General features: G+C 67.3%; 12 protein-coding genes. 6 read left to right on the top strand and 6 right to left on the bottom strand.

Features of this window, described 5'->3' with window-relative positions:
* Nucleotides 1-208 precede the first annotated feature (208 nt).
* The 3 genes from ABDW61_RS09210 to ABDW61_RS09200 are packed head-to-tail and all read left to right on the top strand — an operon-like array spanning nt 209 to nt 2,097.
* Nucleotides 209-343, top strand: coding sequence for a hypothetical protein (locus ABDW61_RS09210; protein ID WP_343638153.1), 135 nt, complete (start codon nt 209-211; stop codon nt 341-343).
* Between the two features lie 55 nt (nt 344-398).
* Nucleotides 399-1,565 carry an XRE family transcriptional regulator gene (locus tag ABDW61_RS09205; protein ID WP_343638152.1) on the top strand — a complete coding sequence of 389 codons (1,167 nt, stop codon included), beginning with the start codon at nt 399-401 and terminating at the stop codon, nt 1,563-1,565.
* A gap of 10 nt (nt 1,566-1,575) precedes the next feature.
* A complete protein-coding gene (locus tag ABDW61_RS09200; RefSeq protein WP_343638151.1) occupies nt 1,576-2,097 on the top strand; it encodes a DUF4411 family protein in 522 nt (173 codons plus the stop codon).
* A 139-nt stretch (nt 2,098-2,236) separates the two neighbouring features.
* Here ABDW61_RS09200 and ABDW61_RS09195 read toward each other — a convergent pair whose 3' ends face one another.
* From ABDW61_RS09195 to ABDW61_RS09175, 5 genes are all read right to left on the bottom strand, one after another.
* Nucleotides 2,237-3,121 carry a hypothetical protein gene (locus ABDW61_RS09195; protein WP_343638150.1) on the bottom strand — a complete coding sequence of 295 codons (885 nt, stop codon included), beginning with the start codon at nt 3,119-3,121 and terminating at the stop codon, nt 2,237-2,239.
* 45 nt (nt 3,122-3,166) lie between these two features.
* A complete protein-coding gene (locus tag ABDW61_RS09190; RefSeq protein ID WP_343638149.1) occupies nt 3,167-4,996 on the bottom strand; it encodes an ATP-binding protein in 1,830 nt (609 codons plus the stop codon).
* A gap of 102 nt (nt 4,997-5,098) precedes the next feature.
* Complete coding sequence (locus ABDW61_RS09185) at nt 5,099-5,653, bottom strand: hypothetical protein (RefSeq protein ID WP_343638148.1); 555 nt, start codon at nt 5,651-5,653, stop codon at nt 5,099-5,101.
* Between the two features lie 70 nt (nt 5,654-5,723).
* A complete protein-coding gene (locus ABDW61_RS09180; protein WP_343638147.1) occupies nt 5,724-6,653 on the bottom strand; it encodes a pyridoxamine 5'-phosphate oxidase family protein in 930 nt (309 codons plus the stop codon).
* Between the two features lie 19 nt (nt 6,654-6,672).
* Nucleotides 6,673-7,302: a glutathione S-transferase family protein gene (locus ABDW61_RS09175; protein WP_343638146.1), complete on the bottom strand. Its 630-nt coding sequence runs from the start codon at nt 7,300-7,302 to the stop codon at nt 6,673-6,675.
* Between the two features lie 146 nt (nt 7,303-7,448).
* On the opposite strand from ABDW61_RS09175, the gene ABDW61_RS09170 reads away from it, so the two are divergent.
* Nucleotides 7,449-8,357: a LysR substrate-binding domain-containing protein gene (locus ABDW61_RS09170; protein WP_343638145.1), complete on the top strand. Its 909-nt coding sequence runs from the start codon at nt 7,449-7,451 to the stop codon at nt 8,355-8,357.
* Between the two features lie 82 nt (nt 8,358-8,439).
* Here the strand turns inward: ABDW61_RS09170 and ABDW61_RS09165 are convergent, their stop codons facing one another.
* Entirely contained in the window at nt 8,440-11,070 is a 2,631-nt protein-coding gene (locus ABDW61_RS09165) for a DNA topoisomerase III (protein ID WP_343638144.1), read from the bottom strand.
* Nucleotides 11,071-11,212: 142 nt separating this feature from the next.
* Between ABDW61_RS09165 and ABDW61_RS09160 the strand changes: the two genes are divergently transcribed.
* Entirely contained in the window at nt 11,213-11,749 is a 537-nt protein-coding gene (locus tag ABDW61_RS09160) for an SET domain-containing protein-lysine N-methyltransferase (RefSeq protein ID WP_343638143.1), read from the top strand.
* Between the two features lie 157 nt (nt 11,750-11,906).
* Nucleotides 11,907-12,782 carry a biotin--[acetyl-CoA-carboxylase] ligase gene (locus ABDW61_RS09155; RefSeq protein WP_343638142.1) on the top strand — a complete coding sequence of 292 codons (876 nt, stop codon included), beginning with the start codon at nt 11,907-11,909 and terminating at the stop codon, nt 12,780-12,782.
* The last annotated feature ends 6 nt before the right edge of the window (nt 12,783-12,788 follow it).

Raw genomic sequence — 12,788 nt, 5'->3', positions numbered from 1 at the left:
AAGGCCGTTCGCTTCGTCGGCTGGCTGCGCGCCATGGACACAGGTCGCTGCGAGTGAACAATGCGGCGCACGCACGAAAGCGCTTCCCAACGCTTGCTGACAAGACCCGTCCCTTTGGGGGGAGGGCGTGCTCTTGGCTCCTACCGAGGAATGGACAGCCCGTTGTCCTTGATGCAGATCAGAAAACGAAGACGTGATCGGGTGGAGCATGGACGCCGATCCGGCGCGGCATGTGGCGAACGTGGTGAAGGAGTCGCTGCGCGAAGGGCTGGGGATGCACGGGGTGGTGGAGCGTGGGGTGGATGAAGGGATAGCACCAACCTTTGTTGACAAGGCAGCTTGACCGAGGTCGGTAAACTAGCTTCTCGGACGGTGGCTCAGCTCCTCCGCCGCAAATCATGTCAGGGTTTAATCCGCAAGTATTTCAGTGGGCGCGAGAAAGTGCCGGCCTAGGGCTGGAGGAAGCCGCGCGCGCAATTCACGTAGTCCCCGCGTCGCTGGAGGCCATCGAGAAGGGGGCCAAGGAGCCATCGCGGACAAATTTGTCCAACATGGCTCGGGCGTATCACCGCTCCCTGTTGAGTCTGTACCTCGCGAAACCGCCTCCAAAGGGCGATCGGGGCCAGGACTTCCGCACGGTCACGGCAGACCGCACCGTCGAAGCCGAGGCCGATATCGATGCCTTGCTGAGGGATATTCGCGTCCGTCAAAGCCTGGTGCGTGAAGTTCTAGCAGAGGAAGAAGATGCGCAGCGCGTGCGATTCATCGGTAGTGCGACGATGCAACAAGGCGCGGCAGCGGTTTGCCGATCTATCGAAGCGGCGCTCGGGGTAACTAGGCAAGAATTTCGCGAGCAGGCGAATACTGAGCAGGGATTTGCACTGCTGCGGAAGAGGGCTGAAGACATTGGCATTTTCGTCCTTTTGGCCGGGAACCTTGGTAGTCACCATTCTGCGATTCCGGTTGAGGCTTTTCGAGGTTTTGCGATTGCTGACGACTTGGCGCCGTTCATCGTGATCAATGACGGCGATGCCAGGCCTGCTTGGTCCTTCACCCTGGTCCATGAGCTAGCGCATCTGTGGCTTGGTTGTACTGGGGTAAGCGGAGGCGCTCCGGAGCGAGACATTGAGAAGTTCTGCAACGATGTTGCGGGCAAGTTTTTCTTGTCCGCTGCGGAACTGGCCGCGGTTGATATCGCTAATCTTGATGTGGACGCTCAGATCGCAGTTATTACTGAACATGCCAGTCGCTGGCGCGTGAGTCGGCCGATGGTGGCCTACGGCTTGCTCAAGGCCGGGAGGATCACTCATGGCAACTGGAATGCAATAAGTACGGAACTGCAAGATCGTTGGCTGGCAGAACGTGAGCGCACGCGCGAAATTGCCCGCGCAAGGAGCGAGGCCGGGCCTTCGTACTACGTTGTCCGGCGCCATAGGCTTGGACGAGCAATACTAGATTTTGCCCACCGGGCTATGGATGCGGGCGCGCTATCGCCAGCTAAGGCGGCCAAGGTGCTTGGCGTAAAGCCGCGCACTGTTTACACCTTGCTCGCCGACGTCAGCTGATTGGGCCAGAATGCTGTATCTGCTCGACGCAAGCGTTCTCATCACTGCCCACCATCATTACTACCCGGTGGATCGCGTGCCCGAGTATTGGGAATGGCTGACGTTCATGGGTCAGCAAGGGAAAGTGAAACTTCCCTTCGAGATCTTTGACGAGATCAAGGAAGGACCAGCGGACGCAGAGAAGGACCTGCTGTTTGCTTGGCTTCAGTTGAAGGCAACCAAAGATTCGCTACTGCTGTCAGATGAGGTTGACCCAACTCTAGTCCAGAAGGTCATTTCAGAAGGCTACGCGTCAGACCTGACCGACGACCAAGTCGAGTACATTGGCCGAGATCCATTTTTGATTGCTCATGCCATGGCGGCAAATGAGCGCTGCGTGGTGACCGTAGAGAACTCGGAGCCCAAGAAGCAGCGCCAGAATCGCAAGATCCCTGACGTCTGCAAGACCTTTAAACAACCTTGCTGCGGTCCTTTCGCATTCAACAAGGCTCTCGGCTTCCGCACGAGTTGGAAGAAGGACTATGGTCTTTAAACAAGGCCGGCGTCGCTATACGGTCCGTCATCGTCGGCTGAAGGACGGCCTTCATATTGCCAATCCTTGATTGGCGCAAGCGATTTACGCCGTAGAGATTGGCAGTCCACTTCAACACGCCGTCTATCTCTTCAGGCATTCACGGCTTCTTGCGATTTGCCAGATACGCATCCACCAACTGCTTGACGGTCGCATTGACTCGCTGAACCACCTCCTCTGGGGTATCGGGTGGCATCGCCGCCAATTGCAAGGCGGTCAGCATCATCTCGTCGATCTCGGCGATACCAACGCCTTCATTTCGTTGAATCCATGTGGCTGCTGCAGTGAAAGCCCATCGCGATTCCGGCGGCAGCTTGTAGCTTTCCCCTTCAATACCGAGCATGATGATGGCGTTTCCGTTGCCCGCACGTGCCTCGGCTTGAATATTTCTCACCGCAATCCCTTTCGCTTCAGGATCGGCGTCGACGATCTCCGCCGATTGGCCGAGATATCGAAGCGCTGCGCCTTGAATACCCCCAGCGTTCGCAATCTTCAGCAGATCGTTTCGGCGTGACTGATGCATCGCCGAGATGCTCTGGCAGCTTCTTTGCTGTCGCAGAAAATCCTCTACGAGGAATGCAAAGGCCGCCCGACGTTTCGGATTCGGCTCCCTGTCACGCTGTTGGAAGGTGCGTTCGGTCAACCCGTCGATGCCGTCGCAGCGTTCCAGGAGATATATCGCCTTCATCGCTGCATGGCCGTCGTTGCCCTCCAGTGCGGCCTCGATCTGTTGGCTATATGACGTCGGCGGCGGGTTTGATTGATGGGTGGGTCCGGTTGAAGGAATGCCCGGATCAACCACCGAAAGTGCGCTCGTCGATGACATGGATTCGGATGCGGGTTCCGCCGCCTTTTCAGAAGAATCCATGGCAGGCGCTCCCGCCAGCTTTATTGCATCGCCGCCATTCGGTGTCGAGAGCAGATATCCGGATACCAGCACTGAAGTTATGGAAAGCGTCAGACCCGCAATCCAGTTGAGCTTCATGCTGCCTTCCAGATATTCCGTGCCAACAGAATCAGCGGCCCGCCCTCACGACGCCAACGGCAACTCCAGCGCGAAGCTGAATTTGCTCCCCGCATCCGGCGAGGTCTCGACGGTGATTTCCCCGCCCATCAGGCGCACCAGCTGCTGGCTGATCGCCAGCCCCAACCCAGTCCCGCCCGCTCTGCGCGACCGGTCCGCCACCTGCTCGAACGGCTGGAACAGCCGTTCCATCTGCTCCGGCGCCATCCCGATCCCGGTATCCGACACCGTGAACCGCAGCATCAGGCTGCTCGGCCCTTGCGCGACCACGTCCACCACCAGCCCGATCCGGCCCCGATCGGTGAACTTCACCGCGTTGGACAGCAGGTTCAGCAGCACCTGCCTGAGCCGCTGACCGTCCGCCCGCACCCGCGTCGGCAGCTGCGGATCCAGCTGCACGCTGAACGCCAGCCCCTTTTCCGCCGCGCGCGGCCGCATCGACTCGCTGCAGATCTCCAGCAGCGCCCGCAGGTCCAGCGGGCTCAGCTGCAGCGTCAGCTTGCCCGCCTCGATGCTCGCCACGTCCAGCAGATCAGTGATCAGCACCAGCAGATGCTCGCCCGACTCCCGCATCAGCCGGATGCGGTGCTTCTGCGCGTCGTTCAGCGACGCATCCATCTGCAGCAACTGCGCGAAGCCCAGGATCGCGTTCAGCGGCGTCCGGAACTCGTGGCTCATCGTCGCCAGGAAACGGCTCTTGGCCTGGTTCGCCGCCTCCGCCCGCTGCTTGGCCTGCGACAACTCCACCGTGCGCTCGGTCACCAGCTCTTCCAGGTGGTCGCGGTGCTGCGTCAGCTCCTGCTCCGCCTGCCGCCTCAGCGTGATGTCACTGACCAGCCCCTCGATGCGCGGCGCGCCATCCAGCACCAGGTGCAGGCTCAGTTCCACCCACAGGTCGCGCCCGTCCCGCGTCGTCACCAGCAGCGGCACTTGCTGCAGCAGCCGGTGCCGCTCCAGCGCGCGCGCCAGCCGGCGGTACTCCGCCGGCTCGATCCGCACCACCCGCTGCAGCGTCACGCCCTGCGCATCCTCCGGCCGGCTCAGCCCCAGCATCTGCGCCAGCGCCTTGTTCACCCGCAGCAGCCGCCCGTGGCCGTCGGCCTGGAAGATGCCCTCCGCGGCGTTCTCGAACAGGCTGCGATAACGCTGCTCGCTGCTGCGCAAACCCTCGGCGAAATCGCGCAGCTTGCCGCTCATCGCATTGAGCTGATCGGTCAGATCCCCGATCTCATCGGCATGCTCGGGCTCGATGTGCGCGCCCAGCTCGCCGCTCGCCACCCGCTGCGCCAGCCCGCGCAGCCGCGACACCGGCCGCTCCACCAGCCGCCTCACCAGGAAGTAGCTCGTCAGCGCGATCGCGATCAGCACCGTCGCCAGCAGACTGGCCACCAGCCGGCGCGTCTCCCCCAGCGTCTGGTCGATGTAGCTGCGCGTGTAGACCAGCGTCGCCCGGCCCAGCGCCCCCGCCGGGCCCTGCGCGCCCGCGCGGTGGCTGAGCTCGAACTCCAGCGTCAGCGGCCGCACCGCCGGCTGCTCGCGCGCGCGCCGCAGCGTCTCCAGCCCCGGCGCCGACAGCGTGATCGACTGCACCTCGGGATCCGCCATCACCGCATCCAGCAGCTCCGACAGCGCCGCGCTGTCCAGGTTCCAGACCGGCTCGGCGAAACCCCGCGCCACCAGCTGCGCCATGCGCTGCTGACGCTCGACCAGCGCCGTGTTGAGTTCGTGCTCGTGACGATCGACCCAATACAGGCCGATCAAGCCGACCAGCACGGTCGCGCTCAGGCTCAGCGCGGCCACCAGCCGCGTCTGGATGCTCAGCGTCGATCCGCCCATGACCGCATGCCCTCTCCTGATTCGCAGAATTGTTTGCGGCCGAGTGTCGCGCAAATGCGGCGCGGCGCCAGAAAACCGCCGCGCCGTCGTGCCCCCAGGATTTCACGGGTTGCTGGGCCGCTCCGCCAGGCGCTCAAGGCGGTCACGCGCGGCATCGAGCGCATCCAGCGCATGCGACCAGGCCGGCGCGTTGTCGGCCTTGAGCACCCGCAGGTAGGTGTGCCAGATGTCGAGCGCCACCGCGAGCAGCGTGGGCGCGTCAGCGGGCGCCGCCCGGACCGCCGCCTCGATGCCGAACTCCAGGGCCTGCTCCCGGATGAGCAAGGGGTTCAACACGCTGGCCGGCAGTCGCTGCAGCAGCGGCACCGAATGCTCGACCGCCGCGGCGGCGAAGCACGCGCGGTTCCAGGCGCTGGCCGCGCGCCGCCGTGTGTCGTCGTCGGACTCGCCCGGCCACGGACGAACCTGCCGCACGCACTGGAACAGTTCATCGACGATCTTCTTGCGGCTGCGGTGCAGCACCCGCCCGGCAATGACATCGCCGGAGGCCGGCTGCAGCGGCGCCGCCGCGGCGCAGGCGTCACTCGCGCCCGCATCGGAGCCGTCCATCAGCGATTGGATCTGGTGGCAGGGACAGGAAGAGATCGGGAATGTCATGAGCCAGGCAGCGACCGGAAGCGAAGTCCCGCTTCAGTCCGCCGCCGCGGCATTGCGTCCCCGCTTCACGCTACGCCGCCGGCTCGAACTGCGGCGCCAGCCGCGCCTCGCTCCAGCGCCAGGGCAGCGCGCCCGGCCGGCGCAGGCCTGCCGTGACCCGCAGGCGCAACTCGCGTTGGGCCTCGGTCCACACGACCTCCGCTTGCGCGGCCACATGCAGCAGCTCGCCGTTCGCGTAATCCGGGATCAGCAGTCCCGCGCTCGGGTGGCTCAGCAGGTTGCCCAGCGTCATGAAGAAGCGATTGCCGGGGAAATCGGGGATGCGCAGTTCCACGCCGCCGTCGAGCCGCCGATGAATGCGCACGAAGCCCGGCGGCCCGCCGCGATGCGACACGTCCACGCCGTCCGCGCGGCCGTCGCCGGGCACCGGCGCCGAAGCGCTCGCGATGAAGACGGTGTCCGCCGCGGCGATGCGCGTCAGCGCGGCCGCGTCGAGCGAGGCCCCCAGCGCATGGGCGAGCGCCGGCGGCGTGTCATCCCAAGCCAGCGGATCGCGCGCCTGGATGTACTTCGGGCAGTTGCCGAAGCTCTGCACGACCTCGACCGTCAGCCCTTCGCCGGACAGCGCGCGCAGCCGCCCGTTCATCCGGTTGCGCCGGCGCGTGTGCGGCTCCAGGCCGAGCAGCCCGACCGGCGCGCCCACGCCGAGCGCGCGCAGCGCTGCAAGCGCAGGATCCTGCCCGTCGAGCGCGGTCGACACCGTCATCGTCCGTGCATCGGGCGTCGCGACGAAGCCCGGCGGCCCGGCCAGCATCGTGGCCCACGGCTGCCCGCTGGCATCGAGCGCGCCGAGCAGCATCGTCGGCAGCTTGTTGAAGAGCTCGCGATGCTGATCGGGCATGTAGTCGCGGATCACCTGCCGGCCGATCTCGGCCATGCGCTCCACCGAGCCGGTGCGCGCGTGCAGCGCCTGTTCGCCGGAATGCCAGGGCATGTCCATGGGGAGCCTCCGGAGTCGTTCAGAGCTTGTCGGGCAGCGGCAGGAAGCCGGGCAGCGCTTCGATGCGCGCGAGCCAGGCGCGCAGGCGCGGGTAGTCGCTCAGCGACACGCCGCCGATCGGCGCCTGCGAGGTGTAGCCGTAGAAGGCCAGGTCGGCCAGCATCGGCCGGTCCGCGACCAGGAAGGGCGTGCGCGAGAGCTGCTCCTCGACCCGCGCGAACAGCGTGTGGCCCAGCGCCTGCGCCGCCGGATCGATGGGCTGTCCCGTCAGCGCCCGGAAGCGCGGACCGGCGGCGCCAGGCCCCAGCAGCGCCACCGACAGGCTGAACCAGCGCTGCTGCGCCGCCGCCTCGATCGCGTCGCGCGGCAGCCAGCCGGCGTCGGGCGCGTAGCGGGTCGCCAGGTAGACCAGGATCGCGTTGCTCTCGGGCAGGACGAGCTCGCCGTCCTCGAGCACCGGCACCTGGCCGAGCGCGTTCAGCGCCAGGAAGGCCGGCTGCTTGTTCTCGCCGCGCGGCAGGTCGACGTCCACCAGCGTGTAGGGCAGGCCGAGCATCGACAGCAGCAGTTCGACGCGGTGGCAATGGCCGGAGGCCGCCAGACGGTGCAGGCGCAGCGGGGCGGTCGGACGGGGGGCGGGGGCGTTCATCGGGCGGCTCCATCGAGGAAGTGATCGAAGGCCTCTACCGTAGCTCTTGCGGCCCGCGCTTGGAATCAGAGCTCCGCATCATTCAGAATTGCAGCACTCGAAACAATCCGGGCGCCTTCCCCTGCGGAAGGCGTCTTCTCCCGCCCATGGACCATCTGGCACGCCTGCGCTGCTTCGTCGCGGTCGCCGACACGCAGAGCTTCGCCGCGGCGGCGCGGCGGCTGGGCTGCTCAGCCTCGGCGGCCACGCGCGCGATCGCGGCGCTGGAGCAGCGCCTGGGCGTGCAACTGTTCCAGCGCAGCACGCGCTCGGTGCGCCTGACCGAGGCCGGCGAGCGCTTCGTCCTCGACTGCCGGCGCATCCTCGGCGACCTCGATGAATCCGAAGCCGCCGCCGCCGGCGCGCAGGCCGAGCCCGCCGGGTTGCTGGCGCTGACCGCGCCGTCGATGTTCGGGCGGCTGTACGTCGCGCCGGCGGCGGCGGAGTTCCTCCATCGCCATCCGCGTGTGCGCATGAAGCTGCTGCTGGTGGACCGCGTGGTGTCGCTGCTGGACGAGGCGCAGGACCTGGCCGTGCGCATCGCCCAGTTGCCCGACTCGGGCTTGACCGCGGTCCCGGTGGGCGCGATGCGGCGCGTGATCGTGGCGTCGCCGGACTACCTGGCGCGGGCGGGCGAGCCGCGCTCGCCGCGCGAGCTCGCCGGGCATCGCGTCATCGCCGGCTACTTCGACGGACAGGGCATGACGCCGTGGCGCTTTCGCGATGGCGCGCAGGCGCTCACGCCCACGCTCATGGTGAACGACACCGCCTCCGCGATCGGCGCCGCCGAGGCGGGCGTGGGCCTGGTGCGCTGCCAGCTGTACCAGGCGGTCGATGCGGTGCTGGCGGGGCGCCTGCGCATCGTGCTGGCGGACCACGAGCTCCCGGCCGCGCCCGTGCACCTCGTGCACGCCGCCGGCCGCCGCGTGCCGCCGACGCTGCGCCTGCTGATCGACTTCATGGCCGAGCGGCTGCGCGCGCAGCCGGTGCTGAGCGGCGACGGCTACCTGCGCTGAGCCGCCAACACGCCAACACGCTGCCGCGCCGCGCCAGGACCGGCGCCGCAGCGCCGGCCTCGAGCGCTCGCGGCGATCGGGCTCAGGACTTGGCGGTGGCCTTCTTGGCCGCGACCTTCTTGGCCGCCGGCTTGGCGCCGGTCTTGGCGGCGCGCGGTTCGAACTCGAACACCACCTTGCCTTCCTTCCTGTCGTAGGTCAGGAAGGCCTTGAACTTGCGGCGCGTCTTGTTGGAGACGAAGTTCTCCAGCAGGTCCGTCTTGCCGGTCGCCAGCAGCTTGCCCATCTGCTCGGGCTCGATGGGCTGCTGCAGGATGATCTTGCCGCTCTTGAAGTCGCAGGTGACCTTGTCGCCGACCGCGTGCTCGCAGACGTAGTTGCTGCCGAAGTCGAAGACGCGGCCGCCGCACTTGGGGCAATGGCCCAGCGAGGTCTGCCCGCTGAAGTCCACCGGTTCGCCGTTCTCCTCGGCCTTCTTCGCGTCCTCGCCGAAGTCGAACTCCAGCTTCCAGTTGTCGATCTCGGCGTCGAAGACCAGCGCCAACTCGGCCGTGAAGGGCCAGCCCGCCTTGGAGCGGAAGCCCTCCAGCGGTCCGACCTTCTTGTCGCGCAGGAAGGCCTCGACCTCGTGCAGCTCGAAGCTGCGGCCGCCCGGGATCTTGGGAATCGAGAAGCCGCAGCCCTCGCCGTCACCGCTCCTGCCGGTGCAGGTGAAGCGGCGGTAGTTCTCCTTGACCACGCCGCCGCACTTCGGACAGGGGGTCTTCAGCGTCGCGTAGTCGCCGGGGATGGTGTCGCGGTCGTACTCCTTGGCCTTGCGCACGACCTTCTCGGTCATCGCGGCGATCTCGGCCATGAAGGCCTCGCGCTTCAGGCGCCCCTTCTCCATCTCGGAGAGCTGGAACTCCCAGTTGCCGGTCAGCTCCGGCTTGGTCAGCTCCTCCACGCCCAGCCCGCGCAGCAGCGTCATCAGCTGGAAGGCCTTGGCGGTGGGGATCAGCTCGCGGCCCTCGCGCAGCATGTACTTCTCGGCCAGCAGGCCTTCGATGATCGCGGCGCGCGTGGCCGGCGTGCCCAGGCCCTTCTCGGCCATGGCCTCGCGCAGCTCGTCGTCGTCGACCAGCTTGCCCGCGCCTTCCATCGCCGACAGCAGCGTCGCTTCGGTGTAGCGCGCCGGCGGCTTGGTCACCAGCGCCTTGACGTCGGTGTCCTCGGTGCGCACCACCTCGCCGGCCTTCACCGGCACCAGCATCGCGCCGCTGGTGCCCGGCTCGGCGTTCTCGTCGGTGGCCTCCTTGCCGTAGACCGCCTGCCAGCCCGGCTTGACCAGCACCTTGCCGTTGGTCTGGAACGCATAGGACTTGGCCGCCGTCTTCACCGTCGAGATCCGGGTCGTGACCTGGAACTCGGCCGGCGGGAAGAACACCGCCAGGAAGCGCTTGACGACCATGTCGTAGAGCTTGGCCTCGGCCTCGGTCAGGCTGCGCGGGGGCTGCAGCGTCGGGATGATGGCGAAGTGGTCCGACACCTTGGCGTTGTCGAAGACCTTCTTCGTCGGCTTGATGTAGCCCTTGTCCAGCGCCGTGCGCGCATGCGGCGCGAGCGCCTGCAGCGGGCCGGGCAGGTCCTCGCTGGCGAGCATCTCGGCGGTCTGCTTCGCCACGCCCAGGTAGTCCTCCGGCAGGTAGCGCGAGTCGGTCCGCGGATAGGTCAGCACCTTGTGCTTCTCATACAGCGCCTGCGCCAGGCCCAGCGTCGTCTTGGCCGAGAAGCCGAAGCGCGAGTTGGCCTCGCGCTGCAGCGTGGTCAGGTCGTACAGGCCCGGGCTGGCGGTGGTGCTGGGCTTGGACTCCTCGGTCACCGTGGCGGGCTGGCCCTTGGCGGCGGCCGCGATGGCCTCGGCCTCGGCCTGCGTCCAGACGCGGTCGGCGCGCTGCTCGGGGTCCTCGGCGTTCTTCTTGAACGCGGGGTCGAACCACTTGCCCTCGTACTGGCCGGCCTCGGCGTCGAAGGTGCCGCGGATCTCCCAGTAGTCGCGGTAGACGTGCTTGCGGATCTTCTCCTCGCGCTCCACGACGATGGACAGCGTCGGCGTCTGCACGCGGCCCACGGTGGTCAGGAAGAAGCCGCCATCGCGCGAGTTGAACGCCGTCATCGCGCGCGTGCCGTTGATGCCCACCAGCCAGTCGGCCTCGGAGCGGCAGCGCGCGGCGTCGGCCAGCGGCAGCATCTGCTGGTCGCTGCGCAGGCGTTCGAAGCCCTCGCGGATCGCCTGCGGCGTCATCGACTGCAGCCACAGCCGGCTCACCGGCTTGGCCACCGGCGCCTTGGCGGTGCCCGCGTACTGGACGATCAGGCGGAAGATCAGTTCCCCTTCACGCCCCGCGTCACAGGCGTTGATCAGCGAAGTCACGTCCTTGCGCTTGATCAGCTTGACCAGCGCGTTGAGCCGGCCCTTGCTCTTGTCGATCGGGTTCAGGTCGAAGTGGGGCGGGATCACCGGCAGATGGGCGAAGCTCCACTTGCCGCGCTTGACGTCGAATTCCTCGGGGGCCTTGATCTCGACCAGGTGGCCGACGGCCGAGCTGACGACGTACTCGTCGTTCTCGAAATACTCGTCGTGCTTCTCGAATTTTCCGGAGAGCGGGGTCAGTGCCTTGACGATGTCCTGCGCCACCGACGGCTTCTCCGCGATCACCAATGCCTTGCTCATTGCGCTTGTTTCTTTCGTCTTCGTTCAGGCGCCCGAAACGGGTCGCACGCCTGCCTACAATCCGGCCTCGCGCGCGCCCACGCACCTACGTACGTGTGTACGCGCGCGCGCACCCATGAATTCAATGTACCGGACTCGCTCCATGCCGCAACAGCGTCCCGCCCGTGACCCCGCGCCCGCCGACCACCCCGCCGCGGGCGGCAAGCCCGATGCCCGTCCCGCCGCGAAGCGGACCGCCCGCATCCAGGTGCGGGCCTCCGGCGTGCATGGCCGCGGCGTGTATGCGCTGATGCCGCTGAAGGCGGGCGAGAAGCTCATCGAGTACAAGGGCGAGCGCATCGACTGGGACGAGGCGCTGCGCCGCCATCCGCACGATCCGTCGCAGCCGGACCATACCTTCTACTTCCACCTCGAAGGCGGAGGGGTCATCGACGCGGCGCACGGCGGCAACAACGCGCGCTGGATCAACCATGCCTGCAGCCCGAACTGCGAGGCGCGCGAGGTCGACGGCCGGGTGTTCATCCACGCGCTGACGGACATCTCCCCGGGCGAGGAGCTGTTCTACGACTACGGCCTGGTGATCGACGAACGCTATACGCCCAAGCTGAAGAAGCGTTTCGAATGCCGCTGCGGCACGCCGGGATGCCGCGGCACCATGCTCGCGCCGAAGGGGCGCTGAGTCCGGGGGGGCCCACCCTGTCAGGGTCTACAGCCACCGATTCACGGTGGCGGCGGGCCGGGTGCCGTCATCTCCCTCTAGACTCCGGCCATTCACCAGCAGCGGGCCCCAGGGGTTCGTGAAGACGTAGATGGGATCGCAGGACACACTCGCGGCGATGCAAGAACATCAGAACTGGGGCGCTGAAGCCCTGTGGCAAGACCTGGAGCCGCTGCTCCCGGGGCTCAGCATCGAGGTGCTGGCGCGGGTCGAATCGACCAACGCGACCCTGGTCGAGCGGGTGCGGCGCGACGAGGGCACGCCGCCCGCCGGCGGCCGCGCGGGCGATCGTCCCTACGGGCGCCGCCAGCACGACCTGCATCCCTGCCTGCTGATCGCCGAGCATCAGACCCACGGCCGCGGCCGCCAGGGGCGCAGCTGGCACAGCACGGCGGGGGCGTCGCTGACCTTCTCGCTGTCGCTGCCGCTGGAGATGTCGGACTGGTCGGGGCTGTCGCTGGTGGTGGGCGCGGCGATCGCCGAGGCGCTCGACCCCGAGGGCCGGCGGCTGCGCCTGAAGTGGCCCAACGACCTGTGGCTGGATGAGCGCAAGCTCGGCGGCATCCTGATCGAGACGGTGCCGGCGGGATCGTCGCGGATGGCGGTGATCGGCGTGGGCCTGAACGTGTCGGACCGGGCGAAGGTCGCGGATTCGCAACTGAACACCGGCTTCGCCTGCCTGCAGGAACTGATCGAGGACATCACCCCGCCGATGGCGCTGGCGCGGCTGGCGCCGACGCTGGTGAAGGCGCTGGCGGCTTTCCCGGCCGAGGGCTTCGGGGCCTGGCGCGAGCGCTTCGCCAGGCGTGATCTGCTGCAGGGGCAGCCGATCACCGCCGGCCTGCTGGAAGGCACGGGCGCGGGGGTCAATGAACGCGGCGAGCTGCTGATCGACACCGCGCGCGGCCGTCAGACCGTCAGCGGCGGCGAGGTCAGCGTGCGTCTGGGCGGTTTGGGCGGTCCGGGCGGCGCGTCCGCTGGCGCCCTGGGGTAAGCGACG

The organism is Roseateles sp. (genome assembly GCF_039595595.1).
GTDB lineage: Bacteria > Pseudomonadota > Gammaproteobacteria > Burkholderiales > Burkholderiaceae_C > Roseateles.
Note: the sequence above shows the minus strand (reverse complement) of the source record. Positions and strands in the feature narration are given on the sequence as shown.

Bases quoted from the DNA above. Each gene is read 5' to 3' on its own strand.
- ABDW61_RS09160 (WP_343638143.1), top strand. From the start codon at position 11,213: ATGCCGCAACAGCGTCCCGCCCGTGACCCCGCGCCCGCCGACCACCCC.
- ABDW61_RS09185 (WP_343638148.1), bottom strand. From the start codon at position 5,653: ATGACATTCCCGATCTCTTCCTGTCCCTGCCACCAGATCCAATCGCTG.
- ABDW61_RS09175 (WP_343638146.1), bottom strand. From the start codon at position 7,302: ATGAACGCCCCCGCCCCCCGTCCGACCGCCCCGCTGCGCCTGCACCGT.
- ABDW61_RS09195 (WP_343638150.1), bottom strand. From the start codon at position 3,121: ATGAAGCTCAACTGGATTGCGGGTCTGACGCTTTCCATAACTTCAGTG.
- ABDW61_RS09165 (WP_343638144.1), bottom strand. From the start codon at position 11,070: ATGAGCAAGGCATTGGTGATCGCGGAGAAGCCGTCGGTGGCGCAGGAC.
- ABDW61_RS09205 (WP_343638152.1), top strand. From the start codon at position 399: ATGTCAGGGTTTAATCCGCAAGTATTTCAGTGGGCGCGAGAAAGTGCC.
- ABDW61_RS09180 (WP_343638147.1), bottom strand. From the start codon at position 6,653: ATGGACATGCCCTGGCATTCCGGCGAACAGGCGCTGCACGCGCGCACC.
- ABDW61_RS09170 (WP_343638145.1), top strand. From the start codon at position 7,449: ATGGACCATCTGGCACGCCTGCGCTGCTTCGTCGCGGTCGCCGACACG.
- ABDW61_RS09200 (WP_343638151.1), top strand. From the start codon at position 1,576: ATGCTGTATCTGCTCGACGCAAGCGTTCTCATCACTGCCCACCATCAT.
- ABDW61_RS09155 (WP_343638142.1), top strand. From the start codon at position 11,907: ATGCAAGAACATCAGAACTGGGGCGCTGAAGCCCTGTGGCAAGACCTG.
- ABDW61_RS09190 (WP_343638149.1), bottom strand. From the start codon at position 4,996: ATGGGCGGATCGACGCTGAGCATCCAGACGCGGCTGGTGGCCGCGCTG.
- ABDW61_RS09210 (WP_343638153.1), top strand. From the start codon at position 209: ATGGACGCCGATCCGGCGCGGCATGTGGCGAACGTGGTGAAGGAGTCG.